This window comes from Tepidimicrobium xylanilyticum, assembly GCF_900106765.1.
Taxonomy (GTDB): Bacteria; Bacillota; Clostridia; order Tissierellales; family Tepidimicrobiaceae; genus Tepidimicrobium; species Tepidimicrobium xylanilyticum.
Map to the genome: position 1 here is coordinate 12,128 of NZ_FNNG01000010.1, position 26,633 is coordinate 38,760.

Sequence of the window (26,633 nt, forward strand, 5' to 3'; positions counted from 1 at the left end):
GAATGGACAAGAGTGTAAAATTAACAGAAGGCAATATTTCTAAAGCTTTGATAAAACTTGCTTTGCCTATTATGGCTACATCCTTTGTACAAGTAGCATATAATATGACAGATATGATATGGCTTGGAAGAGTTGGAACTAAAGCGGTAGCTGCATCGGGAACAGCAGGATTCTTTACATGGTTTGCATCGGCTTTATTTATGATACCCAAAATTGGTGCAGAAGTAGGTGTAGCTCAATCCTTTGGAAGAGAAGATATGGATTCTGCCAGAAAATTTGCATCAAATACTTTGAAATTAAGTGTTCTTATTGCATTAATATACTCATTAATACTTATAATATTTAGACATCAGATTATAGGTTTTTTTAAACTAGGAGATGCTGAAGTTATAACTATGGCCATTGATTATCTACTGATTATATCTTATGGACTTGTTTTTTACTTTGTTAATCCAGTTTTTTCAGGAATTTTTAATGGGGCTGGTGATAGTACCACACCTTTTAAGATAAACTCCATTGGGCTAATAACTAATATGATTCTTGACCCCTTAATGATAATGGGGATAGGTCCTTTCCCTGAAATGGGAGTTAAAGGGGCTGCTTGGGCTACGGTAATTGCACAAACAATTGTAACTGTAATCTTTGTATTATTTAGTAACAAAAAGAATCAACTATTTAAGGATTTAAATATAGTAAAAATACCTTTTGATAAAGACTGTGTAAAGACCATATTTAAACTTGGGCTACCATCATCAGTCCAACAAGGTATTTTTGCAGGTATCGGCATGATACTGGCTAGAATAATTGCCCAATGGGGGCCTACGCCAGTTGCTGTCCAGAAGGTTGGAAATCAGATTGAGTCCATATCCTGGATGACAGCTTCAGGATTTTCTACCGCCATATCTGCTTTTATAGGACAAAACTATGGAGCAGATAAGTGGGACAGAATTAGAAAAGGTTATAAAAAAGGGCTGCAAATAGTGGGGACTATAGGACTCTTTTCCACCATAGTGCTCATTTTTGGAGCAAATCCACTGTTTAGATTTTTCATCCCTGATGACTTAGAAGCCTTAAGAATTGGGGTTAGGTATTTAAGGATATTAGGAGTATCCGAAATACTAATGACCTTTGAAATTGCAAGCAGGGGAGCTTTTAATGGTATTGGAAAAACCATTCCACCTTCTATTGTGGGAGTAGTCTTTAATGCCTTGCGCATACCAATGGCATTAGTGTTTTCTTCTACATTCCTCGGATTAGATGGAATATGGTGGAGCATAAGTATAAGTAGTGCCTTAAAGGGTTTAGTGTTGACCATTTGGTATATTGTAGTTCTCAAAAAAGTTCCATATATGGAAGCACGATTTGATGCTTCTATTGAGTCTGAATGATGATTTTTAATAGAGGAACAAAGGAGTATGATTTATTTGATGGAATATAGGAATGGAAATCTATTGATAAAAAGCGATTATGAAATTAAGCCCTTTATGGAAGAAGAGGCAGATATAGATTTGTTCATTCCATTGGGAAATAGAACTTTAAACCTATATTTGGAAGGCATGCCTCAATATATGGATAATAGAATCCAGCTATTAGATATCAGAAGCGTGTTGATAAGATTTACTACGGAGGAGAACAACAATCTTTGCACAATTCATTTCTTAAGAAACATAGATTTAAGATCTACAGTAATGAACCTAGTATTCAACTATGAAAATCATTATATAAACATCAAAGAGGAAGATTATGGCGTTCAATTTTCAATAGGTAAGAAGTCATAAGGGCAGATCTAAACCTCTGCCCTTATGCTTATTTAGCTAGATATTCATCATTAACTCTGTCCTGTAAATAGACATTAGTATACTTATTTGGAGCATGTTTGTATAAGCTATATCCTTCATCTACGCAGTTAGAACAAGCATTTCTTGGGATGGTTATGCCTAATATATGATAACCCCTATCGCTTCTAGAGTCGATGGTGCTAACCCCAGAACATCTATTACATACCTTAAAGTTCTGTACCTGGTATTCCATTATTCCATCCGTATCATAGTAGACTTGTTTTTGTCTATGGACATACTCTTTACCATTTATATTCTTTAGGCGTAAATCCTCTTTCATTTTCCATCTTTTATAAACCACATTGCTTATTTGCTTAATGTATTCAGTAATCTGTTTAGGTTGTTTTAATTTTTCTCTATCATAATCGGGTTCTTTGACCATGGAGTAATCGATACCTGCCATAGCTAGTATAATTCCAAGATTTACATAGGGGAGGGCTCCTTCGATAGAATAGCCTCCTTCTAAAACTGCAATATCTGGATTAAGCCTGTCACTTAACTTTGCATAACCTTGGGCAGTAAAATTCATGTTGGTAATTGGGTCAGTATAGTGGTTGTCTTGACCTGCTGAGTTTATAATTATATCCGGTTTATACTCATCTAGAATGGGCATTACCACATTATCTAAAACATATAAAAAGCCTTCTTCTCCTGTACCAGGAGGTAAAGGGATATTTATATTATAACCATAGGCATTAGGTCCCCCAACCTCTTCTATAAATCCAGTGCCGGGGTATAAGGTTCTTCCATCCTGATGGAAGGATATGAACAGAGTGTCCTTATCATTCCAATAGATATCTTGGGTGCCATCTCCATGGTGACAATCGGTATCTACTATTGCTACCCTTAAATCACCATATTCTTGCCTAATCCTTTCTAAAGCTACTGCCTCAATATTGACTATGCAAAAACCTCTATCTCCATAAACTACTTTTTGGGCATGGTGTCCTGGAGGACGAACTAAGGCAAAGGATTTATTTACTTCTTTTTCCATTAAAACTTGAAAGGCCTTATAAGCACCACCAGCGGATATAAGATGGGATTTTGTAACCCTAGACCTGACATTGGGTATGGCGAAATGTACCCTTTCAATATCCTTTTCATCAGCTACAATGGGATTATATAGTTTTATTCCTTCTATATCCTCAATTCCTTCCTCAAATATTTGGTCTTGAGTATATAAAAGTCTTTCCTCTCTTTCAGGGTGAGTATTGCTAATAGCCCAATCAAAAGCGGGGAAGAAAACAAGTCCTAATCTATTTTTAGCCTTAATCATTAATATCACTCCTCAATTCAAAGATAAGCCCTGGTTTAACTTGTGCTTTAATTCGAATATTTTTTCCAGTAGTATAAAATCCCCTTACCATATTGAAACTACTTTCTTCGACGATTTCTGCTTCTATCTCTTCGTTTATAGCTCCTAAAGATAGAGCCGATTCTCTTATTAGTTCCATAGCTTTTCTTCTAGCTTTATCTATGGTAAATGTTCTATCTATTTTTTCAAATAGTTCTAATTCAGGAACGGAAAGTATTCCTTTAGAAGTATTTACCAACATGTTTATCTCTGTAGTAGGCTTTGCTAAGGCAGCTCCTACAGCATTAGCTACATGATAATCCTTGGGGAAGCAGCAGGGCAAATTGAATTTTCTTTCTAGTATTGGAGCCAATATTTTTGCAGGCCCTCCTATTACATTTACAACTTTTGGCTCAATTTTCTTTCCGTATAATAATTCTTTAATGGTATAAACGGGATGGCTATTAATATCTGCTAAGAGTTCTTCTACCTTATCTTTTGTAATATCCCCCATGGTATCGAGGATCAATTGGGCAACTTCTTCTGGAGATATGTTTAATTCCCTCCCTAATGAAACCATAGAATCATAGGCTTTTTTCCTATTACCTGTATTCATCAATCCTAAGGTTATCATAGCATCAGTAGGAGTAGGCTTTGGACCTCCAAAAGCATAGGGCTTTCCTTCCCTTAATGGACCTATTTTTATTTGCCCATTTTCAATATTAATGCTGCTGTCTCCGCCTAAACCAATAGAAACGCTATAAATAGCCCTTACAAGGGTTTTATATCTATCTATCTTAATTCCTAAAGGTTCGAATAAGGGAACTCCATCAACAAGAAAGAATATGTCTGTAGTAGTTCCGCCTATATCTAGTAGAATTGCATCTTCATTGGTGGGAACCATTGCATTCATTCCCATAAAGCTGGCAGCAGGACCGGATAATATGGTTTCTACTGGTCTTTCTTCTGCAGTAGAAATATTCATAGTTCCACCATCTGCTTTTAATATGAATATTGGAGCATCGATTCCTTCCTGATATAGGGATTCTTTTATGCTTCTAGAAAATTCATTGAAAGTATTGTGCACTGCTGAATTCAAATAAGTGGTATATACTCTTCGAGGAAAATTTAATTTACCAGAAACAGTATGTCCCATACTAATGGGGAAAAAGTCCTTTTCTAAAATTTCTTTGATATCTTTTTCAAACTTTGGATTTCTTGTAGAAAATTTAGTTACTACTCCGCAGGATTTTATGTTTTTTTCCCTAAATAGTTTAATTGCTTTTTCAATTTCCTCTTGTTTAAAATGTTCAATTATTTCACCCCTATGGTCTATATATCCGGAAATAAAGATATTTTCATCACCACAGGCTAAAAAATCACAAGGTATTCCAGGACCTGGTTGTATAATCATTCCTACAGGATCCGTTTTATTTTCCACAATGGCATTAGTGGAAATGGTAGTACTTAGATTTATTCTATCTATTTTAGACCTGTCAATTCCAATTAATAGTTCTTTTAAAGCAGCCCAAATGGAGTCAAATAGATCATTCCTGTTAGTTGTTTTTTTAACCCTATTTATTATTCTTCCGTTCTCTATAATAACTCCGTCAACGTTGGTTCCACCCATATCAAGGCCGATAATCAATTTTAATCCTCCTTATTTACATAATTTTTTATCTATTAATATTATATCCCTGCTAACAGTTAGCTATCAAGTTTTTACCATATTCTTAAAGAATAGATTCTATATTAAAAAAATAATATAAAAAAGATTAAATTGTTTATTTATTGTCAATTATGGGTATATTACTTTTCAGAGAAAAAGGAGGGGTTTTTATGACAAAAACAGCAATTTTCCCTGGAAGATATGTTCAGGGGAGTGGAGAACTAAAAAGAATTAAAAATCATGTAGAGCATTTAGGAAGTTCATTTTTTATCCTCATTAGCAAATCAGGGTATAAAAGGTTTGGGGATTCAATAAAAGAAAGCTTTGGAGGTTCTGTAAAAATAGACTTCGTCGAATTTAATGGCGAATGTTCAAAAAATGAAATAAATAGATTGCGTGATGAGTTTAAAGCAAAGGGATCCGATGTAATTATAGGAGTAGGAGGAGGTAAAATTCTAGATACTGCAAAGGCGGTTGCGTATTATGAAAAGGTGCCTGTAGTTATTGTGCCAACTATAGCAAGTACCGATGCACCTTGTAGTGCTTTGTCTGTTATTTATACTGATGATGGAATTTTCGATGAATATTTATTCTTACCTAAAAATCCAGATATGGTATTAATTGACCTTGATGCAATTGCTAATGCTCCTTCACGATTGTTGGTAGCAGGGATGGGAGATGCGTTGGCCACAAAATTTGAAGCTAGAGCTGCAGCAAAAGCTGGGGCTAAGAATATGGCTGGGGCATATCCTACAGATGCTGCAATGGCATTAGCTAATCTTTGCTACGAAACATTAATAAACGAAGGGTTAAAAGCTAAATTAGCTGTAGATAAGAAAGTAGTGACTAAATCAGTTGAAAAAGTAGTTGAAGCAAATACTCTATTAAGTGGTATTGGATTTGAAAGTGGTGGCCTTGCAGCTGCTCATGCTATTCATAACGGTTTAACAGCCATTGAAGAAACTCATGAATTATATCATGGCGAAAAGGTTGCATTTGGTGTTTTAGTACAATTGGTATTGGAAAATGCGCCTATAGACGAAATAGAAGAAGTGCTATATTTCTGCAATGAAGTAGGATTGCCAACTACATTAAAAGAATTAAATATTAAAGAAGTATCGAAAGAAAAATTAATGGATGTTGCAAAATTAAGCTGCGCGGAAGGAGAGACCATTTTCAATATGCCTTTTGAAGTCACACCGGAAGATGTTTATGCAGCTATATTGGCAGCTGATGCTTTGGGCGAAAATTTTAAGCTATAGCAAAAATGGGTCAGTTTCCTATTTAACTGACCCTTATTATTTTATAAAAATTTTATTTGAAATATTTGGACTATTAAACTATTGTGTTTGTGTGAAATTCCTATAGAATTATGTTTTTAAGAAAAATATACGATATTATCGTTTAGTTATGAAGTTGCAAATAGTTTGCATAAGCTATAATAAAACTATGATAAAAAAGGAAAGGAGATAATATTATGGAAATCAAAAAGATTAATTTTGAAAAATATTCATTACAAACATTAGAACAGTTAAAGAAAGGAGCCTTTCTAACTGTGAAAAATGGAAATGAAGTAAATACAATGACAATAGGTTGGGGCAGCATAGGTTATATTTGGAACAAACCAATATTCATGGTTGCAGTTAGATATTCAAGATATACTTATAAGTTAATAGAAAATGCAAAAGAGTTTACAGTTAGTATCCCTTTGGAAAAAGATTTAAAAAATGAATTAGTCTATTGTGGAACTAAATCCGGAAGAGATATGAATAAATTTGAACAATGCAATTTAACTATTATAAAAGGTCAAAAGATATCTACACCAATAATCGGAGAATGTGAATTACATTATGAATGTAGAGTTATTTATCAGCAAGCCATGGAACCGTCAGCGTTAGATAGAGAGATAAAGAACAGCATTTATCCAAATAACGATTATCATGTATTATATTTTGGAGAAATATTAGATACTTATTTGCTTAAGGGGTAAAAAATACTTAAGATTAGAAGGCATTATTATGATTAATTTTCTTATGTTAGGAAGTCTTTTACTGGGTTAATACTATCCGGTGTGGATATAGTTAAGTATAAAATTAACCATAATAAGAACTGGAGTATTTATTCTATTGTTAGTTATTACTGCATGTGCAATTGCTATAGGTTTTCAAGTAAATTATAGCAATTGTATTGTTCAGGTAGGAGATTGGTTTGCACTTATGGATACAAGCGGCACGAGCACTTTACTTTCTATAATTTTGTTAATAAGCACTTTTGTGCTAAATGGGGTTTCTTTAGGTATGTATTATATTAAAAATAAATAATTAAGGCATATCTTTTACATTATATGTATCATATGTGTAATAAATTTTTTGGACTAAAGTTATAAAAGTGGTAAGGGCAAATATTACCATTTGGATTTGCATAATAAAATGGCCTCAAAATACCACCTAAGAGCAAAACCTCCAAAATACCTATAATGTGAATTATGTAAGCAAATGAAAAATCCTGCAAAAATAAAATAAGATGGTTTGAGCCTAATACCTAACAGAGAATAGTCGATTGAAAGGTTAGTATCTTCATATACTCGATGTTTTTTGCAAGTGTTAAAATGATTGAAACGATAATGCCAATGTTCCATAAAGCTATTTCGCGTCGCTAACCTATGCTATTTCCTCAACTTGTGAACTGTCCACCTAAACTTTATTACCCCTCCTACATATAGTATAAATTTCACATGTAGAGCATAAACCACTTAATTTAGATTATCAATAGAATATGAAGTTTATTTCATGTATTTTAATTTTACAATATCTTTGTGATATACTAATGGTGATACCTACCCCTATAAAATAAGAACAAATTGCCAGACATAATAGGACAATTTATATGGCATTACATACTGTAAACGTTGATGTTAATAATGAGTTTTTGGCTTTATCCCTGCTTAAAAAAGTAAGAATCAGCTATGGTTTAGTGGAACGTGTATGCCAGTAGTATATTCTTGGAAAACTGCCATATAAAGAACTGGATATCGCTAAGTCAATTGCTTTCATACAACAGTGACTTTGTTGGAGGAGTTTATTTTATAACGAAAAATAGAAGAAAAGATATTATCATAATACCATAAAGAAAAGTCTAAAATTATTAGCATACATGGGATTAAGTGCTATTGCTTTAGAAGAAAATTATGCTGATGAGTAAAAAATTTGGAGTAACAGATTTATAGTTCTAATCAGCTCTACTTCTACTAGGCACTTCTTCAATAAGTTATAACTAAAATAAAAGGATTTAAAGGAATAGTCAGTATTATTAGATAAAAATAGGAGTGATTGTGTAATCGTGATAGTATCAGTGATTGACATTATCACAATTACACATCTTAAGGACAGAATTTATTTATTTTTTTTGGTATGTGGTTTAGCTGTTTAGACCCTTGCCTGTAATTATAAAACTGAGCCCGATCCGTATAATTTAATAACATTTGCATTAAATCAGAACCATACATTCGAATACTTCCTCTAGTACAGCTTCTTTCTCCAAATGTGTCCACATAATCTACCCTTGTGTTTTTGCCAATGAACATAATTGGCACCGGTTCTCCAGAATGGATCATAGGTCCAAAACTAGGGGTAGTATGGTCACCTGTTACAACTAAAAAAATATCTTCATTTAAAGCACTTTCAACTAATGGACCAATTTGGCTGTCAATTTCCTCTAATACTTTCACCTTGTTTCTGGGATCTTTAGTATGAGCTGCCTCGTCTGTTTCCTTAGTGTGAAGGTGGATAAAATCGTAGTCACTTTTTAATGCTAGATTAACCCCTTCGCTAAAACTATTATATTTAATGAAATCCATACCTAAAAGTTTGGCAATGCCATACATTAATATTCCAGAGCTAACTATACATGCCTTTAGTCCATGTTTTTCTTCGAAGTTAAGTAAATCAGGTTTTCTACCTGCCCATTTAGTTAAGAGAAAATTAGCAGGTTGCTTACCATTCTGCTTTCTTTTTTGATTGATTTCTGAAGCGTTCAGGGCCCTATAAACTTTTTTCAAAAAAATGTTAAGAGCTTCTGCAGTTTCAATAGCAGATGAACTATTACTTTCAAATGGCTCAACAGTCATTACGTAGCTATTATCGTAAAAGGGGTCGCTATCGGAAATATCACTGCTTATATTTTCTCCTTTTATCTCGAGAACTCCATGGATGCCGATGGATTGTTGCCACTTGAATGAATAATTATTAACCGATTTAGGCAGCAATTTCATTAATTCTAAAATTTCTTCTGTAGACAGGTCTTCAGTAAATCTCTCTTCAATGAAAAGACCATCTTTTTCTTCAACCCAGGCCCAGGAGGTGCAAAGGTAAACCGCTTTCTCTTCTATTTCTACATCTCTAGATAATGCATTGATAATACCTCTACCAGGAAATTCCTTCATATCATAACCAAATAGGATGAAATGAGCCACTTCAGTACCTAATGGGAGCCCTTGTTTCCAAGGAATCATTATACCAGTTTCAGCATTTTTACATAGTCTATCTAAATTAGGGGTATTAGCATATTCTAATGGGGTTTTTCCTTTTAAAATACTATGAGGTCTGTCACCTAAACCATCTAATAGTAAAAGTACTATTTTCAAAATATACCACTCCTATTCATTAAGGCTTGTATCATTCTTTCCTTGGTAGGTTCTCCTTCACCGATTAATAATTCTCCTAGAGCAACACATACAGGATACAGGTACTTGTCAATATATTCTTTCATCTTATCTTTATTATAAGTAACATTACCTTTTGGATTAACATAATTCTTGTTGAAAGCGCATCTTTGATGGTCTTTTCCTTCCTTCCACTCCCAGCCCAATATTTTTTCTACATTATTTCCATCTTCTACGTATCTAAGTGGCATTATTAGCTCTACATTTAAAGCTTTTGCCATTTTTTCATAGGCATCAAGTGATTCAGCAGTTTGATTGATTTTAATCCTTCCGTCGTGGCTTTCTCTTTCGCCAGCTATTATTTTTTTGCTAAGTCTAAGGGCGATGGGAATTCGAAGCAGATGAAAATATGCATGACAGCCTACACAGGGGGTATAGAAATTAAATCCTTCAATAATGGAGTCAACAAATCTGCCATTTATGACACTCCATAAATCAAAATTGCTATAATAAACAAGCGGATATATGGTTTTATTACTGCCATAAAGTTCTTTTGCTCTTTTGATCATTTTTTCATAATTAAATTTAAGTATTTCAAAGTTACCATATTCTGTAGGGGCAAAGGAAGCTATAGGTAATATGTTACTGATTGAGCTATCCTCCATAGCTTTTAAAATAGCAGCAACACTATCTCTTCCAGCAAATTCACCTATAACCGTATCTTTGGGCAAATCTTTAGTTAAATCATATATTTCGAACAATTTTTTTTCTTCCATAATTCATTTCTCCTTTGAAGTAATTTGCTAATATTATACATAATATATCATATATTTACCCAATTACAGAGAAAATTGCTGATAAAGGGAGAAAAATTATTTAATTCAATAACATATATAAAAATAATCTATAGAATTAGAATTGATATAAAAAAAATATATAATAAGTAATTATTATAAATTATATGGTAATATATAGAAGGGCTAGAGGACAAATATAAACATAGAGGTAGATTTGGATGTGTAAAAGCAAAATTGTAGCATATAAAATTATAGACTATTTCATATTTACCCTTTTACTAATACTCCTATTTATATTCATATTGAGACCAATATACTCCATTATTAGGACAAGCTTTATACTTGATGGTCAATTTACCTTAGATGTATACAGAAATTTGTTTAGCAATAATATTAGGTTGATAAAAAATAGCCTGTTTGTTGCCACTTTAACCACCATAATATCAGTAGTAATCTCCGTCAATGTAGCAATCTATGCAAGCCTTTCAAAAGGGAAAGTTAGAAAAATATTAATATTGCTCCTGATGTTAACCATGATATCGCCCCCATTTCTTTCATCTTTAGCTTATATAAAGCTATTTGGGAGAAGGGGATTTATTACACATGAATTATTAGGTCTTGCTCTCAACACTTATGGTTGGCAGGGCATTGTTTCAATGCAGTCATTAAGCACTTCATCTATGAATGCTTTCATATTGATAGGCATCATTAATAGAATAGATAAAGATATAATAAAGAGTTCTCTGGATTTAGGTGCAAGCACTTCTTATACAATAAGAAGTATTATCCTCCCTATGATGAAACCTGGCATATTAAATGTTGCACTTCTTACTTTTGTTAGGTCTTTATCTGATTTTGGGACTCCCATGACCATTGGGGGAGCATTTAATGTTCTAGCAACACAAGCCTATTTAAATGTTATAGCTTATTCAAAGATGGAATTAGCTGCAGCAATTTGTGTTTTGATACTAATTCCTGCTGTAATTGCTTTTACCCAGTATAGAATTTTTACACGAAAAAACATCTTATATGTGCAAAATACAGTGACAAATGATATGTTTAATAAAGATGCAGATGAAAGCATAGAGGTAAGTGGATTCTTATGGAAATTCATTCAAATTTTTACAAGTTTGTATTTGTTTACAATGATAATACAATACCTGACAATTTTTTTAACTGCAATTACAAAATATAGCCATGGGGAGATGTATTTTACTTTAGAGCATTTTATACATCTAAGAAAGTATTTAAGCGATAGCTTCATACGAAGTATTGCATATGGATTTATCACAGGAATAGGCGGAGGTGTTTTAAGTTTCTTTATCTCCTATTATGTTGAGATAAGGAAATTTAGGGCATCCAGACTGATAGATTTTGTAGTTACGTTGCCAAGTATAGTACCAGGTGTCTTTATGGGGATAGCTTATATACTTGCTTTCAACAATAAACCCTTAGAGCTTACGGGCACATCTGCAATTGTTATATTAAATATTATGTTTAGACAGTTGCCATCTAATACTAGGATCTATAATGCTAATTTATCACAACTAGGACCAGAGTTAGCTGATGCAGGAAAGGATTTGGGTGCACCTAGTATTTATATAGTTAAAGATATTATATTTCCAATGAGTAAGACTGCATTTATGACTAATTTTGTTAATAATTTCAAAAATACTATGACGACGGTGGGAGCCATTATATTTTTAATATATCCTGGAAAGAAATTAGCTATACTAGAAATGTTTTCTGCAATTAGAGAAGGTAAATATGGGGTTGGAGCAGCTGCTTCTGTTATGATAATCTTTATAACACTGACCATAAATTTATTGATGTCTAGATTGATAATGAGGTGGAAAAATGTTTGTTAAATTAGAAAATGTTACAAAGACATTCAATGAAGTAATTGCTGTAGACCGATTAAGTTTCAAAGTAGAAAAAGGGCAGATAATGTGTTTATTAGGACCTAGTGGATGTGGTAAAACAACTACTTTAAAATCTATCGGTGGATTTTTAAAGATAAATAGTGGAAGGATAATCATTGATGGTCAGGATATTACCAATTTGCCTCCAGAAATAAGACCAACTTCTACAGTTTTTCAATCCTATGCTCTATTTCCCCATATGACAGTACTTCAAAATGTAATCTATGGATTAAAATTTAAGGGTTATTCTAGGAAAGAAGCGATAAAGAAAGGGGAGGAGTACTTAGAAATAGTTGGATTACTGCCTTATAGAAATAGAAATGTTCAACAGTTAAGTGGTGGACAGCAACAAAGAGTTGCTTTAGCTAGGGCTCTTGTTGTAACTCCTAAGGTTCTTTTATTAGATGAACCTCTTTCTAATTTAGATGCAAAGCTTAGAGTAAAGATGAGGGAAGAGATAAAGGACATACAGTCGCAACTAGGGATAACTATGATATTCGTTACCCATGATCAGGAAGAAGCATTGTATATTGCTGATATTATAGCAGTTATGAATGAAGGCAAGTTGGAACAAATTGGGACCCCGCAAGAAGTTTATTGTAACCCAAAAAGTAAATTTGTTCTAGATTTTATTGGGAATTCTAATGTAATAGAAGAAAGTTCGGGATCAATTAGCTTTGTAAGACCTGAAGAAATAATTATGGATAGGCATCAAGGGAATACTTATGGGAAAGTTGTTAAAAGAAAATTTATTGGCTCCTATATATCCTATGTAGTTCAGACAGAAAAGAATAAACTAAATGTCCAAGCTCAAAATGTTGGTAATGAGGGATTTGAATTAGGTGAATATGTATATCTTACTTATAAAGAAAGATATATAAGTTTAGAGAAGCATAGCAATATTTAAGTTCACAATTAATTATATATTAAATATCAGAGGGGGAATAAGAATGAAAAGGTTAAAATTCATGATGATTCTGATACTAATATTGGTATTATCACTTGCTTTAGCAGCATGTGGCAATTCAGAATCAAAAGAGGCTTCTGGGAAGAGTGAAGTTCAGGACATTGTAGATGAAGTTGAGGATGTTGATGAAAAAACTGACTTAAGGAGTACCACGCTAAACATAGTTACCACATCGGGTGAGATGTATTCGCCGCTATTTGAAAAATTTGAAAAAGATACCGGAATAAAAGTTGAATTTTTGGAAATGTCATCTGGTGAGGTTTTAGCTAGGACAAGGGCTGAAGGGGGAAAGCCAATGGCAGACCTCTGGTTTAGTGGTGGAATAGATGCATTTATGATGGCAAAGAACGAAGGTCTCTTGGAACAATATTTTCCTGAAGGATATGAAGAAATCTATCCTCAATATAGGGACGAAGATGGCTATTGGTATGGTAAGGGCTTAAATATTATAGCTTTTATTGTTAACAATGATATTTTAGAGGAGAAAAATCTACCCGTTCCCAAAACGTGGTCAGATTTGATTAATCCAGCATATGAGGGAGAGATAATGGCTGCAAATCCTGCTATTTCAGGAAATGCTTTTGCTTTTGTTGCAGGAGTATTAGAAACAATGGGAGAAGAAGGTGGTTGGGAATATTTTAAAGAACTAGATAGGAATATTCCTTATTATGGCAAGAGGGGGAGAGATCCTTATACAAAGGTAGTTGAAGGGGAAGTAGCAATTGGTATAACATACATTAATAAATCGATATTGGAGTTAGAAGAGCAATACAATGTATCTATAATTTATCCTGAAGATTTTATACCATGGATTGCAGAAGGTATGGCTATATTTAAGAATGCTAAAAATCAGGAAGGGGCAAAAGCTTTTCTTGATTGGATGCTAAAGAATGAAAATATGCAAATGTTGGCTGAAATAGATATGAAGGATACCAATATGATGATTAAACCAGGTATAACTGCTTATGACTTAAGGGTACCGATGGATAGATTCGTAGAACAAGATTTAAGCGTATTTGGAGAAAGAAGGGAAGGAATTATTGAAAGATGGGTTGAATTAGTAGGAGACAAATAGCATAAAAAAACAGGCATATAAGAATGAATATGCCTGTTTATATGTTGAAGTACTATTAGCAAAATTTATAGCAAATTACTTAATATGAAATAAATCTATACATGAGCTAATTTAATACATAATGTGGTACTATAATACTAGTGTGCAAAAAGGGGGAGGGCAAAATGATAATTGATTGCCATGTACATGATAACAAGTATTCTGACGATAGTAAGTTGGATTTCTATGAAGCAATTGAAGAAGCTAAGCGCATAGGATTAGATGGTATTTGTGTTACAAACCATGATAACAATCTTCTAAGAAACGAAATAGGAGATTCTGCTTATATAGATGGGATTCTAGTCATAGTAGGTGCTGAGGTATTAACCTTTGAAGGTGATATTTTGACCTTCGGACTAAAGGGCATACCTAAGGAAATGGTTAGTTCAGAGGAATTATTAGATTTGGTGAAAAAGAATAATGGAATTGCTATTGCTGCCCATCCCTTTAGGAATAACAATAGGGGAATAGGAAACAACATGATTAGATTAGCCCCTCTATTGTCTGGAGTAGAAGCTTTCAATGGAAGCACTTATTATGATTATAATATGAAAGCTTATAAACTGGCTAATAGATTGAACCTTCCTATATTAGGAGCAAGCGATGCCCACAAGTTAGAAAAATTAGGAACCTATGCTACTTATTTTGAAGGGAGAATTAGGGACCATATAGATTTTATTGAAGCAATAAAATGCTCAAACTGTTATCCCGTGATGAAAAAAGATACTGAATTCGTTTTAGCATGCCCTGAAATAGAAGAGAGTTTTAATTTGATTGAGATAAGCTAAGATATAGAATCATTCGATTATCTTAGCTTTACTTTCCTATAAAAGAATTACCTTTAATTCTCAGATAAAGTTTATGAGATTATCTTCAGATTATTAAGTTAATATGACCTGAATAGAATTTAATTATATTAATTCTTACTAAAATAGTAGGAATTAATACTAATATTAATATTAATATTGATATTGGGTATATTTGTGGTATAATTATTTTTGTTATGCTTCAGAGAAGGTTTATATTCTATTATTTTTGACATAAGAAAGATTAATTAGGACATAAATTTGATGAGGTGAGGTAATGAGAAAAGAAAATTTCTTTTTTTATTATATATTGATTAGCTTAAGTATACTTTATATTGCTTTTAAAAATAATGATTCAATTATAAATAGAATTTTGATATTAGGGATAATAGTGTTTTTTGGAATGGCTATATGGGATCATTTCTATGAAATAAAAGAGTTAATCCAAGTGAAAAGCAAAATAAGGAAGGTAAATTTTGAAAACATATTACTAATATTAGGAACTACATTTGCTGCATCTATAACCTGGCATATAAACCATACATTAGGATATGGGCATATAATAGCCAATGGAATAGTTGGTATATTTGTTGGATTATTGTTTTCGAAACAAAAGGCAGGAGCTTTTTATATAGCTTCTTTTGTAGGCATGTCAGGAGAAAAAATAGTTTCTTCTATGTTTATGGCAGGCCTTATTGGTTTGTTTGCAGGTTTTGTAATAATCTTTTCTAAAGAGGTATATGATGGCATTGGAGGGAAGGGTGGTACAATTGCAGCTCTATCCACTCAGATAGTTAGACTATTAATGGGTTTATTCATATGAAAGTGGGATGATTAATTGTGGCAATAAAGATAATAGCTGTAGCAGTGCTTGCAACCAGTTTGACCTATTTTATCATATTCAAATTAAATAAAGGGCCTGTACTTGCTTCAGCAATAGTAACATTAGCATCGGGAATTATTTTACCTCATTTTTTTCCTGAGGAGGGGGTATTACTTGCTACCGTTGCAACTACAGGGTCCTATGCAGCTATGGTTTCTAGGGAAAGGTTTCCTAAATTAACAGATATGATATTTGTTGGAATTATATCTGGCATAGTATTTATTTTAGCTGAAGAAGCATTTGTAGGAGTAGGAGGAAGATTAGGTTCCATAGCGGCCATTTCATGTTTTACATGGTTGGGGATTAAGAAAGCAAAAGAGAGGATTTTATAAAAAGGAAAAGCCAAAAATAAAAGGCTTTTTCTTTTTGGTAGTTTTTTTTCGATATTTTATTGTAATCTTGAAACTGAAAATTAGATAAAGAATAATATTTTTTTGAATTAATCATACTTTACTAGATAGGGGACTCAATTTATTATCAAAATGGAGTTTAACCATAAATATATGTCAATATTTTAACGTAATAAATATGGTTATTATGTCATTATTAGTCAAAATATTAACCTGAATATGAATTATAAAAATTTTTTATAAAAACCCTGAGAATAAAAGTTACTATTGACTAAAAATTACATTTTGATAAGATTGAATTGTGGTTTTTTAGGTAATAAAAATATGTGTTAATTAGGCTAACAATGTTTTTGCAAAGTTTAAAGTTAAAAATTTAACATCATTATAAGTGGTTAGGAGGTTTTATATGCTTAATCAAGAAATGAAAGATATAATCGATGATATTGTGCTGAAGCATGGTAACAAACAATCCTCAATTATTTCAATTCTTCAAGATATTCAGGAGCGATTTAATTACTTACCCGAGGATGTGCTAGAGTACATAGCAAATAAGATGGATATTAGTCCTGCTAAAATCTACGGCGTTGCTACATTTTATGAGAACTTTTCTTTAAAGCCTAAAGGTAAGTATGTAATTAAAATTTGCGATGGAACAGCTTGCCATGTTAAAAAATCTATCCCCATACTTAATGCGTTACAAAAAGAGCTAGGGCTTGATAATGAGAAAAACACTACAGAAGATCTATTGTTTACAGTAGAAACTGTGTCTTGTCTTGGAGCATGTGGATTGGCACCAGTTTTAAATATCAATGATAGGGTTTATGGGAAGATGACTCCCGAAAATGCAGTTGAACTTATAAATAAGTTAAGGGAGGAAGCATAGATGAGAATTAATAGCGTTGATGAACTTAGGGAAATATCTGAAAAATTTAAGAGTAATTTAGATAAACAGCGTAAGCAAGTATTAGTTTGCGGAGGAACTGGTTGTGTAGCAGGAGGTTCTTTAGAGGTATATGCTGAGATAAAGAGATTAATAGAAGAAAAGGGTTTATTGGCTAAGGTGGATTTATATGAAGAGGATAATGGAATAGGAATCAAAAAATCTGGTTGTCATGGATTCTGTGAAGCAGGTCCGTTGGTCCGGATTGAGCCAGATAAATTTCTATATTTAAAGGTTAAAGTTGAAGATTGTGAAGAGATTGTGAACAAGACTTTAATAGAAGGAAAACCTGTTGAGAGACTTATGTACAGATTAGAAGACAAGGTTTATCATGAGCAAGAAGAAATACCTTTTTATAAATCTCAAACTAGAGTTGTATTAGAACATTGTGGCCACATAGACGCAGAATCAATTCAAGAATATATTGCATATGGTGGTTATCAAGCATTAGCTAAAACGATAGAAGAAATGACACCAGAAGAAGTATGTAAAGAGATTACAGAAGCTAATCTTAGAGGGAGAGGCGGAGGAGGATATCCTACTGGTAGGAAATGGTCTCAAGTCCTTTCTTATTCAAGTGATACAAAATATATAATATGTAATGGCGATGAAGGGGATCCAGGTGCATTTATGGACAGGTCCATTATGGAAGGAGACCCTCATAATATAATTGAGGGAATGACCATAGCAGCTTATGCTACAGGAGCTTGTGAAGGATATATTTATGTGAGGGCTGAATATCCGCTAGCAGTTGCAAGGTTGAGTAAAGCTATTGAACAAGCTAGGGAATATGGTTTATTAGGAAAAAACATCTTAGGGTCCAATTTAAACTTTGATATACACATTAATCAAGGAGCAGGAGCTTTTGTATGCGGTGAAGGAAGTGCTTTAATTGCTTCAATTGAAGGCGAAAGAGGAATGCCTAGGGTAAAGGCAAAGAGAACCGTTGAGGAAGGGCTTTGGAAGAAACCTACAGTTTTGAATAACGTTGAGACTTTTGCCAATGTTAGACATATAATTATGAATGGTGCAGACTGGTATAAATCCTATGGTACTAATGGGAGTCCAGGCACAAAAGCCTTTGCTTTAACAGGAAATGTAAATAATACTGGACTAATTGAAGTTCCAATGGGAACAACCCTTAGAGAAATAATTTTTGATATAGGGGGAGGAATAAAGGGTAACAAGAAGTTCAAAGCTGTTCAAATAGGTGGACCATCTGGCGGATGTCTTACCGAAGAACATTTAGATTTACCATTGGATTTCGATTCATTAAAAGATGTGGGTGCGATGATAGGCTCCGGAGGTATGGTAGTAATGGATGAAGATACCTGTATGGTTGAAGTTGCCAGATTCTTTATGAATTTCACCCAAAATGAATCTTGTGGTAAATGTGTGCCTTGTAGAGAGGGTACAAAGCTGATGCTTGATATATTAGAAAAAATTGTTAATGGCAAAGGAAAAGTTGAAGATTTAGACCTATTAGAGGAATTGTCAAATACAATAACTGAAACAGCTCTTTGTGGTTTAGGAAAGACTGCTTCAAATCCTGTAGTCAGCTCTTTAAAGTATTTTAGAGACGAGTATTTGAGCCATGTAGTCGATAAAAAATGTCCTACAAAGACTTGTCAAGGGTTAAAGGTAATAAAGATAATGCCTGAACTTTGCAAGGGTTGTAGCAAATGTAGCAGAATATGTCCTGTGGGTGCTATTAGTGGAAAGATAAAAGAACCATTTTTAATAGACCAAAGCAAATGTATAAAATGTGGTGCATGTATAGAATCCTGTGCATTTAAAGCTATAAAGGAGGCTTAGGGTATGAAGGGTACAATGATAGTAGATGGTAGACAGGTGGAGTTTGATAAAGAAAAGAATGTATTAGAAGTAGTTAGAAAAGCTGGTATTGATTTACCTACATTTTGCTATCATTCGGAGTTAAGTATATATGGTGCTTGCAGAATGTGTATAGTAGAAGATAAATGGGGAAATATATTTGCATCCTGTTCTCAATTGCCAAGGGATGGCATGGAGGTATTTACTAACACTAAAAAGGTTCAAAAATATAGAAAATTAATTTTAGAGATGATTTTAGCAAATCATGATAGAGATTGTACTACCTGTACTAGAACAGGAAAATGTCAGCTACAAGAATTAGCTATTAGATTTGGAATAAAAGATATTAGGTTTGATCCTATCAGAAAAAGGCTTCCAATTGATAAGTCTAGTTTAAGTATTATAAGAAATCCTAATAAATGTATACTATGTGGAGACTGTGTTCGGGTATGCGAAGAAGTACAGGGGGTTGGAGCTTTAAGCTTTGTAAATAGAGGGTCGGATATAACAGTAGCTCCTGCTTTTAATAGAGATATTGCAGAAGTAAACTGTGTAAACTGTGGTCAATGTAGAGCAGTATGCCCTACAGCAGCCATTATTATAAAAAATGATAATGGCAAGGTGTGGGAAGTAGTTCATGATAAATCAAAGAGGGTAATAGCACAGATTGCCCCAGCAGTAAGGGTAGCGCTAGGGGAGGAATTTGGCCTTGAACCTGGTCAAGTGACTATCGGAAAAATAGTAGCAGCCCTGAAGAAAATCGGTGTCGATGAAGTTTATGATACTGCTTTTTCTGCAGATATGACTGTTATAGAAGAAAGTAAGGAATTTTTAGAAAGATTCGAGACAGGAGAAAAATTACCCTTATTTACATCTTGCTGTCCAGGTTGGGTAAAATTTGCAGAAAACAAATATCCAGATATGGTAGATAATATATCTACATGCAAATCTCCGCAACAAATGTTTGGAGCTGTTATTAAAGAGTACTATAAAGAAAAAGATAAGGATGAAAATAAGGGAACCATATTGATTTCAGTAATGCCTTGTACTGCTAAGAAAGCAGAAGCAGCTAGGGAAGAGTTTGAGCATAATGGAGTTAGGGATGTAGACATAGTAATTACAACTCAAGAACTGGCACTTCTAATCAAGGAGGCTGGAATTAATTTCGAACAATTAGAAGAGGAATCTTTTGATATGCCTTTTGGATTAGCAAGTGGTTCCGGTATAATATTTGGAGCTACTGGTGGAGTAGCGGAGGCAGTAGTTACTAGGCTATTGAAAAATAAGCCTGACCATAATACTAAAGATTTATTATTTAGCAATGTTAGAGGAATGGACAACATAAAGGAAGCAAGTTTTAATTTAGATGGTAAGGAAATTAAAATTGCAGTTGTCCATGGTTTAAATAATGCTGATGAACTGATAAAGCAAATTAAATCTGGGAAAAGATATTATGATTTCATAGAAGTAATGGCATGTCCAGGCGGATGTATAGCAGGAGGAGGCCAACCAATACCTATGAATTTAGAAACTAGAAAGGGAAGGGCGAAGGGTCTATATAGGCTCGATAGGATATCACATATTAAAAGTTCAGATACAAATCCTTTAGTAATGTCATTATTTGAAGGTATATTAAAGGACAATCATGAATTATTGCATGTCCATAAAAAAATGGAAGTAGAATCCTAGTTGCTATGAAAAATACGATTGCATGGCAGTATGGGTTTTTACCCATATTGCCATATAATTATAAATAACGTAAGAAGAGGATAAAGGATGATAATAGATTTGATAGACAAACTATATAAAACTAATTACTTGGAACATGATGAGTTGGTATATTTGATATATAACATGGATGAATATGGTAAAGAGTACCTTTTCGAGAAAGCTAATAAGATTAGAATGAAAACCTATGGAAGCAAAGTTTATATGAGAGGCCTAATAGAATTTACTAACTATTGCAAAAAGGGTTGTAAATATTGTGGAATAAATGTAGCAAATAAAAATATTGAAAGGTATAGATTGAATATAGAAGAAATACTCCAATGCTGTGAAATTGGATATGATTTAGGTTACAGGACCTTTGTATTACAAGGTGGAGAAGATGATTATTATACAGATGAAATGATGATTGAAATCATCAAAACTATAAAGGATAAATATCTCGATGTGGCCATAACCCTTTCCATAGGTGAAAAGTCTTATGAATCTTATGAGAAATATTTTAAGGCTGGTGCAGATAGGTATCTTTTGCGACATGAAACAGCTGATGTTAAATTGTTTAAAAAAATACACACTAATTCATACTATAAAAATAGAATGAAATGTTTGTGGAATTTAAAGAAGATAGGATACCAGGTAGGAGCAGGATTCATGGTAGGGATACCAAGTCAAACCAAAGAGGATCTAGCTAAAGACATTTTATTTTTAAAGGAGTTAGAACCAGAAATGGTAGGTATTGGGCCATTTATCCCCCATAAGGATACCATCTATAAAGATGAACAAGCGGGAACCCTTGAGGATACTATTACTATGATTGCATTGACCAGATTGTTTTTACCCTATTCTTTGTTGCCAGCAACTACAGCCTTAGGAACTATAGACCCATTAGGCAGAGAAAAGGGGTTAAAGGCTGGAGCTAATGTAGTTATGCCAAACTTATCCCCCACTAGTGTGAGGGAGAAATACAGCTTATATGATGGAAAGATTTGTACAGGAGATGAAGCTGCAGAATGTAGAAATTGTATAGAAAAGAGAATAGTATCAGCAGGTTTTTCAGTAGATATGTCTCGAGGAGATCATATAAATTGGAGGAAAAGATATGATTAATCACGAATATATATATAGTCTATTAGAGGAAGGGAAGAAGGCAACTAAAAAGGATATAAGAGAGGTATTAAATAAATCTAAAGAAACTAAGCTGTCTCATAGGGATATGGCTATTTTACTTCAGGCAGAAGATAAAGAGGATTTAAGAGAAATATTTAAAATAGCCGGCGAGATAAAAAAGAAAATATATGGTAATAGAATAGTGATATTTGCACCGCTTTATATGAGTGATTATTGTGTAAATAATTGTGTGTACTGTGGCTATAGGAGGAAAAATAATTTTAAAAGAAGAAAACTTACACGGGAAGAAATACAAGAGGAAGTAAAACTGCTAGAAAAAATGGGACATAAGAGATTGGCTTTAGAAGCTGGAGAAGATCCTGTTAATTGTGATATAGATTATATTGTAGATGCCATAAAAGCTGTATATGATACTTATGTTGATAAAGGGGAAATAAGAAGGGTTAATGTAAATATTGCTGCAACTACAGTAGAGAATTATAAAAAATTAAAAGAAGCGAAAATTGGGACCTATATATTATTCCAAGAAACCTATCATAAAGCTACTTATGAAAAGATGCATTTAAGTGGACCAAAGGCAAATTATGAATATCATCTAACCGCTTTTGATAGGGCAATGGAAGCTGGCATAGATGATGTAGGTGCAGGAGTACTATTTGGACTATATGACTACAAGTTCGAGGTACTTGCTTTAATGCTTCACAATGAATATCTGGAGAGTAAATATGGAGTGGGTTTTCATACTATTTCTATACCAAGGCTTAAACAAGCTGAAGGTGTAGATTTGAATTCTTTTCCACATATAGTTACTGATGAAGAATTTAAAAAGATAGTTGCAATAATAAGGTTGGCTGTTCCTTTTACAGGAATTATCTTATCTACTAGGGAAAGCCCCGAAATGAGAAAAGAGGTAATAAAATACGGAGTTTCTCAAATAAGTGCTGGTTCCTGTACTGGAGTAGGAGGTTATAAGGCAAGTGAAAAGGGAGAGAGTAAAATCCAATTTAAGGTATCGGATAATAGGAAAGCATTTGATGTAATAAAGGAATTAATTGAGGAAGGTCATATTCCATCTTATTGTACAGCATGCTATAGAAAGGGCAGAACTGGTGACAGGTTTATGAAATTGGCGAAATCAGGGGAGATTCAAAATGTATGTACCCCCAATGCGATTATGACCCTGTTGGAGTATGCACTAGATTATGGAGATGAAGAATTTCAAGCTATAGTAGATGATGTGATTGAGAGAGAAATATTGAAGATAGAAAGAGAAGATATTAGAAATGTTGTGGTAGATAAAATAAGTAGAATTAGAAAAGGACAAAGAGATTTGTATTTGTAAAGTTGGGTGAGAAATGTGAAGAGTACTCCAAAAGGCAATAGAATACACATAGGTTTATATGGAAAGAGAAATGTTGGAAAGTCATCTATAATGAATGCTATAATAGGGCAGGAAATATCATTGGTGTCGGATATTAAAGGGACTACAACTGATCCAGTGTTAAAAGCAATGGAGCTGATTCCCATTGGCCCTGTAGTCTTTATAGATACAGGTGGCATAGATGATGAAGGAGAACTGGGCAAATTAAGAGTAGAAAAGACTATAAAAACACTAGGGAAAGTGGACCTAGCTTTATATGTAATGGAAGTAGATAATGTAGATGATGAATTCTATGAGGAAATAGTTGACGAATTTAATAAGAGAAATATTCCACATATAACGGTTATGAATAAAATTGACAAGGTATCCGATGGAGTATTAAAAAAGATAAAAGAAAGGTGGAATAATGCCGTTTTCATTTCAACAAAAGATAGCATTACCATATCTAATCTTAAGGATGAGATAATAAAAAAATTGGGTATGGTTAAAGAAGAAACTTTAATTGGAGATATTATTCCCTATGGGGGCAAAGTAATAATGGTAATTCCAATAGATGAAGAGGCACCAAAGGGTAGATTAATTCTCCCTCAGGTTCAATTAATAAGAGATTGTCTAGACCATGGAATTAAATCCTATGTGGTAAGAGACAAGGAACTTAAATCTGCTTTAGATGATTTAAAAGATGCAGACCTTGTGATAACGGATTCGCAGGCTTTTAAAGAAGTTGATAAGATAGTTCCTAGGAACATAAAGCTTACTAGTTTTTCAATTATTATGGCTAGGCAAAAAGGGGACTTAAACTTTTTTTTAGATGGAATTAAAGCTATTGAAAAATTGAAAGAAATGAGAACTCCTAAAATTCTTATTATGGAAAGTTGTTCCCATAACACTTCCCATGAAGATATTGGGAAGGTCAAGATTCCAAAAATGTTGACCCAATATTTAGATAAGGAAATTATATTCCAATTTAGAATGGGAGAGGATTTTCCTGTAGATCTTGAAAGCTATGACTTAGTAGTACATTGTGGTTCATGTATGTTGAATAAAAGGACTATGGAAAATAGAATTAAAGCCTGCAGGGAAGAAGGGGTTCCTATTACAAATTATGGTATATTATTAGCGTATTTGACAGGCATACTGGATAGAGCAGTTGAGGTTTTCATATAGATATGATTTATGATAAATTAGCTTTAGTAAATGTAAAAGGGGATATATTATATTTTGTATAATGTATCCTTTTTTATTATATATAAGGATTGGAAATAAGAGAAATTTATGATAATTGATTTAAGTCAATTTGTTTTTAATAAAGTCATGTTAGAATGTTTATAGGAAGAAAGTTAATTAATGGATAAATTGATCAATGGATTATCCGTAAGTTATCGTATATGTAGGATATTAAAGTATACAAAACAATATGACAGATTAAAGGAGGAAATATGCAAAGATATATCTTAAGTAAAAAAAACACAATCACATTAATTAGTGGTATTCTAATTGCAGTTGCGTTTACCAGCAAATGGACAGTAGAGAATATGGACATTTTTACTTGGTCATTAATAATTGCTTCCTTACTTGGTGCTGCGCCTATAGTTATTCAAGCTTATCAGGCCTTAAAGGTAAAAGTAATTAGTATTGATGTTTTAGTAACCATAGCAGTTTTTGGTGCATTTTTAATTCACAACTATGAAGAATCCGCAATTGTAACTTTTCTATTCCTATTTGGTGCTTATTTAGAGCAACGTACCTTAAATCAAACTCGTTCAGCTATTAAGGAGTTAATAGAAATGGCACCAGAGAGTGCATTAAAACTAATGGAGAATGGTGAGTATGAAGAAGTAGAAGTAGACGAGGTAGAAGTAGGGGACATTCTACTTGTAAAAACGGGTGCAAAGGTTCCTGTTGATGGTACGGTAATATCTGGTGAAGGTTACATTAACGAAGCCAGCATTACAGGGGAATCGGTTCCAGTGAAGAAAATTAAAGATTCAAAAGTTTATGCAGGTACCATATTAGATAACGGAACCCTTCAAATTGTTGCTGATCGGGTAGGAGAAGATACAACATTTGGCAAGATTATTGAGCTAGTGGAAGAAGCTCAGGATTCAAAATCCGAAGCAGAACGATTCATAGACCGATTTGCCAAATATTATACACCAGCTGTTCTAGTTATTGGCCTTTTGGTGTGGTTAATCTCAAAGGATATTGAGTTGTCAATTACCATTCTAGTTCTTGGATGTCCAGGAGCTTTAGTAATAGGTGTACCTGTATCCAATGTGGCTGGCATAGGAAATGGTGCTAGAAATGGTGTGCTATTAAAGGGGAGCGAAGTAATAAATGATTTTAGTAAATTGGATTCAATTGTATTCGATAAAACAGGCACATTAACTTTAGGGAATCCAACAGTTGCAGAGACAGAGTATTATGGGGATAATATTGAAGAGGTACTTAGTTATCTTGCCAGCGTTGAAAGGGAATCGGACCATCCATTAGCTAAAGCGGTTTTGGAAGAAATTGGAGAAACAACCTTTTTTTCTGTTGAAAATACAGAGGTTATTAAAGGCGGAGGAATAATAGCAAATGTTAATGGTCACAAGATAGCAGTAGGCAATGTACACTTGATGGAAAGGGAAAATATTGAACTAAATGAAAAGGTTAGGAGCGATATAGCTCGTTTCGAAGGAAAAGGGAATTCTTTAGTCCTAACTGCTGTTGATGGAGAATTAAAGATTTTAATGGGAGTTCGGGACCAAATTCGTCAAGGCGTCAAAAAAGACTTACAAAGGTTACGGAGATTAGGAGTAAAGAACTTGATTATGCTATCAGGCGATAATCAAGGAACGGTTGATATAGTTAGCAGAGAATTAGGGCTAACCGAGGCATACGGGAACATGCTACCAGAAGATAAATCCGAATATATTAAGAGGTTAAAAGGAAAAGGACAAATTGTTGCATTTGTTGGGGATGGAGTTAACGACAGCCCTTCATTAGCTTTAGCGGATATAGGCATAGCTATGGGTAGCGGTACAGATGTAGCCATTGAAACCTCTGATGTAGTATTGATAAATTCAGATTTCAGTCGATTGCCCCATGCTTTAGGCTTAGTAAAGGCTACGGCGAGGAATATGAAACAGAATATATTTATAGCAGTGAGTGTTGTATTTATATTATTAGCAGGAGTATTATTTAGTGAATGGGTAAATATGTCAATCGGTATGCTAGTACATGAAGCAAGCATCTTAGCAGTTATCCTTAATGGTATGAGATTATTAAGTTATAAGTTAAAATATTAATGAAATTTAAATAAACTAAAGCATATTTAGAAA

21 protein-coding genes are annotated in these 26,633 nt (G+C 33.4%); 17 read left to right on the plus strand and 4 right to left on the minus strand.

Annotation, left to right across the window (positions count from 1 at the left end; translation table 11 throughout):
• Positions 1–2: 2 nt before the first annotated feature.
• Both BLV68_RS10540 and BLV68_RS10545 read left to right on the plus strand, forming a co-directional pair.
• Entirely contained in the window at positions 3–1,388 is a 1,386-nt protein-coding gene (locus BLV68_RS10540; RefSeq protein ID WP_093753604.1) for an MATE family efflux transporter, read from the plus strand.
• 39 nt (positions 1,389–1,427) lie between these two features.
• On the plus strand, positions 1,428–1,778 hold the full coding sequence (locus BLV68_RS10545; RefSeq protein ID WP_234949897.1) for a hypothetical protein: 351 nt from the start codon (positions 1,428–1,430) through the stop codon (positions 1,776–1,778).
• Between the two features lie 28 nt (positions 1,779–1,806).
• Here BLV68_RS10545 and BLV68_RS10550 read toward each other — a convergent pair whose 3' ends face one another.
• Both BLV68_RS10550 and BLV68_RS10555 read right to left on the minus strand, forming a co-directional pair.
• Entirely contained in the window at positions 1,807–3,114 is a 1,308-nt protein-coding gene (locus tag BLV68_RS10550) for a histone deacetylase family protein (RefSeq protein ID WP_093753606.1), read from the minus strand.
• Positions 3,107–4,780 carry a hydantoinase/oxoprolinase family protein gene (locus BLV68_RS10555; protein WP_093753608.1) on the minus strand — a complete coding sequence of 558 codons (1,674 nt, stop codon included), beginning with the start codon at positions 4,778–4,780 and terminating at the stop codon, positions 3,107–3,109. The genes BLV68_RS10550 and BLV68_RS10555 overlap by 8 nt, the downstream gene beginning before the upstream one ends.
• A 191-nt stretch (positions 4,781–4,971) precedes the next feature.
• Here BLV68_RS10555 and BLV68_RS10560 point away from each other — a divergent pair, with 191 nt between their 5' ends.
• A complete protein-coding gene (locus BLV68_RS10560) occupies positions 4,972–6,063 on the plus strand; it encodes a glycerol dehydrogenase (protein ID WP_093753610.1) in 1,092 nt (363 codons plus the stop codon).
• Positions 6,064–6,278: 215 nt separating this feature from the next.
• On the plus strand, positions 6,279–6,791 hold the full coding sequence (locus BLV68_RS10565; RefSeq protein WP_093753612.1) for a flavin reductase family protein: 513 nt from the start codon (positions 6,279–6,281) through the stop codon (positions 6,789–6,791).
• A 1,389-nt stretch (positions 6,792–8,180) separates the two neighbouring features.
• Here BLV68_RS10565 and BLV68_RS10575 read toward each other — a convergent pair.
• Both BLV68_RS10575 and BLV68_RS10580 read right to left on the minus strand, forming a co-directional pair.
• The gene (locus BLV68_RS10575; RefSeq protein WP_093753616.1) at positions 8,181–9,443 is read right to left on the minus strand and encodes an alkaline phosphatase family protein; all 1,263 of its coding nucleotides are present in this window, start codon (positions 9,441–9,443) and stop codon (positions 8,181–8,183) included.
• Positions 9,440–10,237 carry a hypothetical protein gene (locus BLV68_RS10580; RefSeq protein WP_093753618.1) on the minus strand — a complete coding sequence of 266 codons (798 nt, stop codon included), beginning with the start codon at positions 10,235–10,237 and terminating at the stop codon, positions 9,440–9,442. The genes BLV68_RS10575 and BLV68_RS10580 overlap by 4 nt, the downstream gene beginning before the upstream one ends.
• A gap of 239 nt (positions 10,238–10,476) precedes the next feature.
• On the opposite strand from BLV68_RS10580, the gene BLV68_RS10585 reads away from it, so the two are divergent.
• From BLV68_RS10585 to BLV68_RS10645, 13 genes are all read left to right on the plus strand, one after another.
• Positions 10,477–12,126 carry an ABC transporter permease gene (locus BLV68_RS10585; protein ID WP_093753620.1) on the plus strand — a complete coding sequence of 550 codons (1,650 nt, stop codon included), beginning with the start codon at positions 10,477–10,479 and terminating at the stop codon, positions 12,124–12,126.
• On the plus strand, positions 12,116–13,087 hold the full coding sequence (locus tag BLV68_RS10590) for an ABC transporter ATP-binding protein (protein ID WP_093753622.1): 972 nt from the start codon (positions 12,116–12,118) through the stop codon (positions 13,085–13,087). The genes BLV68_RS10585 and BLV68_RS10590 overlap by 11 nt, the downstream gene beginning before the upstream one ends.
• Positions 13,088–13,130: 43 nt before the next feature.
• A complete protein-coding gene (locus tag BLV68_RS10595; RefSeq protein ID WP_093753624.1) occupies positions 13,131–14,222 on the plus strand; it encodes an ABC transporter substrate-binding protein in 1,092 nt (363 codons plus the stop codon).
• 164 nt (positions 14,223–14,386) lie between these two features.
• Positions 14,387–15,049 carry a PHP-associated domain-containing protein gene (locus tag BLV68_RS10600; protein WP_093753626.1) on the plus strand — a complete coding sequence of 221 codons (663 nt, stop codon included), beginning with the start codon at positions 14,387–14,389 and terminating at the stop codon, positions 15,047–15,049.
• Between the two features lie 295 nt (positions 15,050–15,344).
• Positions 15,345–15,890, plus strand: coding sequence for a hypothetical protein (locus tag BLV68_RS10605; protein WP_093753628.1), 546 nt, complete (start codon positions 15,345–15,347; stop codon positions 15,888–15,890).
• Between the two features lie 17 nt (positions 15,891–15,907).
• On the plus strand, positions 15,908–16,282 hold the full coding sequence (locus BLV68_RS10610; protein WP_093753630.1) for a hypothetical protein: 375 nt from the start codon (positions 15,908–15,910) through the stop codon (positions 16,280–16,282).
• A gap of 424 nt (positions 16,283–16,706) precedes the next feature.
• The gene (locus BLV68_RS10615; protein ID WP_093753632.1) at positions 16,707–17,183 is read left to right on the plus strand and encodes an NADH-quinone oxidoreductase subunit NuoE family protein; all 477 of its coding nucleotides are present in this window, start codon (positions 16,707–16,709) and stop codon (positions 17,181–17,183) included.
• Positions 17,184–19,055 carry an NADH-quinone oxidoreductase subunit NuoF gene (locus BLV68_RS10620; RefSeq protein ID WP_093753634.1) on the plus strand — a complete coding sequence of 624 codons (1,872 nt, stop codon included), beginning with the start codon at positions 17,184–17,186 and terminating at the stop codon, positions 19,053–19,055.
• A 3-nt stretch (positions 19,056–19,058) separates the two neighbouring features.
• The gene (locus BLV68_RS10625) at positions 19,059–20,762 is read left to right on the plus strand and encodes a [FeFe] hydrogenase, group A (RefSeq protein WP_093753636.1); all 1,704 of its coding nucleotides are present in this window, start codon (positions 19,059–19,061) and stop codon (positions 20,760–20,762) included.
• An 87-nt stretch (positions 20,763–20,849) separates the two neighbouring features.
• Positions 20,850–21,905: a [FeFe] hydrogenase H-cluster radical SAM maturase HydE gene (hydE, locus tag BLV68_RS10630; protein WP_200773757.1), complete on the plus strand. Its 1,056-nt coding sequence runs from the start codon at positions 20,850–20,852 to the stop codon at positions 21,903–21,905.
• Positions 21,898–23,268, plus strand: coding sequence for a [FeFe] hydrogenase H-cluster radical SAM maturase HydG (hydG, locus tag BLV68_RS10635; protein WP_093753638.1), 1,371 nt, complete (start codon positions 21,898–21,900; stop codon positions 23,266–23,268). Before hydE ends, hydG begins: the two co-directional genes overlap by 8 nt.
• 15 nt (positions 23,269–23,283) lie before the next feature.
• On the plus strand, positions 23,284–24,474 hold the full coding sequence (gene hydF, locus BLV68_RS10640; protein WP_093753640.1) for a [FeFe] hydrogenase H-cluster maturation GTPase HydF: 1,191 nt from the start codon (positions 23,284–23,286) through the stop codon (positions 24,472–24,474).
• A 272-nt stretch (positions 24,475–24,746) separates the two neighbouring features.
• A complete protein-coding gene (locus BLV68_RS10645) occupies positions 24,747–26,600 on the plus strand; it encodes a heavy metal translocating P-type ATPase (protein WP_093753642.1) in 1,854 nt (617 codons plus the stop codon).
• Positions 26,601–26,633 lie beyond the last annotated feature (33 nt).

What these genes read in the sequence shown, in the direction of transcription:
- BLV68_RS10550 (WP_093753606.1), bottom strand. Translation starts at nt 3,114, where the DNA reads ATGATTAAGGCTAAAAATAGATTAGGACTTGTTTTCTTCCCCGCTTTT.
- BLV68_RS10595 (WP_093753624.1), top strand. Translation starts at nt 13,131, where the DNA reads ATGAAAAGGTTAAAATTCATGATGATTCTGATACTAATATTGGTATTA.
- hydG (WP_093753638.1), top strand. Translation starts at nt 21,898, where the DNA reads ATGATTAATCACGAATATATATATAGTCTATTAGAGGAAGGGAAGAAG.
- BLV68_RS10615 (WP_093753632.1), top strand. Translation starts at nt 16,707, where the DNA reads ATGCTTAATCAAGAAATGAAAGATATAATCGATGATATTGTGCTGAAG.
- BLV68_RS10585 (WP_093753620.1), top strand. Translation starts at nt 10,477, where the DNA reads ATGTGTAAAAGCAAAATTGTAGCATATAAAATTATAGACTATTTCATA.
- BLV68_RS10540 (WP_093753604.1), top strand. Translation starts at nt 3, where the DNA reads ATGGACAAGAGTGTAAAATTAACAGAAGGCAATATTTCTAAAGCTTTG.
- BLV68_RS10620 (WP_093753634.1), top strand. Translation starts at nt 17,184, where the DNA reads ATGAGAATTAATAGCGTTGATGAACTTAGGGAAATATCTGAAAAATTT.
- BLV68_RS10580 (WP_093753618.1), bottom strand. Translation starts at nt 10,237, where the DNA reads ATGGAAGAAAAAAAATTGTTCGAAATATATGATTTAACTAAAGATTTG.
- BLV68_RS10645 (WP_093753642.1), top strand. Translation starts at nt 24,747, where the DNA reads ATGCAAAGATATATCTTAAGTAAAAAAAACACAATCACATTAATTAGT.
- BLV68_RS10600 (WP_093753626.1), top strand. Translation starts at nt 14,387, where the DNA reads ATGATAATTGATTGCCATGTACATGATAACAAGTATTCTGACGATAGT.
- BLV68_RS10560 (WP_093753610.1), top strand. Translation starts at nt 4,972, where the DNA reads ATGACAAAAACAGCAATTTTCCCTGGAAGATATGTTCAGGGGAGTGGA.
- BLV68_RS10605 (WP_093753628.1), top strand. Translation starts at nt 15,345, where the DNA reads ATGAGAAAAGAAAATTTCTTTTTTTATTATATATTGATTAGCTTAAGT.
- BLV68_RS10590 (WP_093753622.1), top strand. Translation starts at nt 12,116, where the DNA reads ATGTTTGTTAAATTAGAAAATGTTACAAAGACATTCAATGAAGTAATT.
- BLV68_RS10625 (WP_093753636.1), top strand. Translation starts at nt 19,059, where the DNA reads ATGAAGGGTACAATGATAGTAGATGGTAGACAGGTGGAGTTTGATAAA.
- BLV68_RS10565 (WP_093753612.1), top strand. Translation starts at nt 6,279, where the DNA reads ATGGAAATCAAAAAGATTAATTTTGAAAAATATTCATTACAAACATTA.
- hydE (WP_200773757.1), top strand. Translation starts at nt 20,850, where the DNA reads ATGATAATAGATTTGATAGACAAACTATATAAAACTAATTACTTGGAA.
- BLV68_RS10545 (WP_234949897.1), top strand. Translation starts at nt 1,428, where the DNA reads ATGGAATATAGGAATGGAAATCTATTGATAAAAAGCGATTATGAAATT.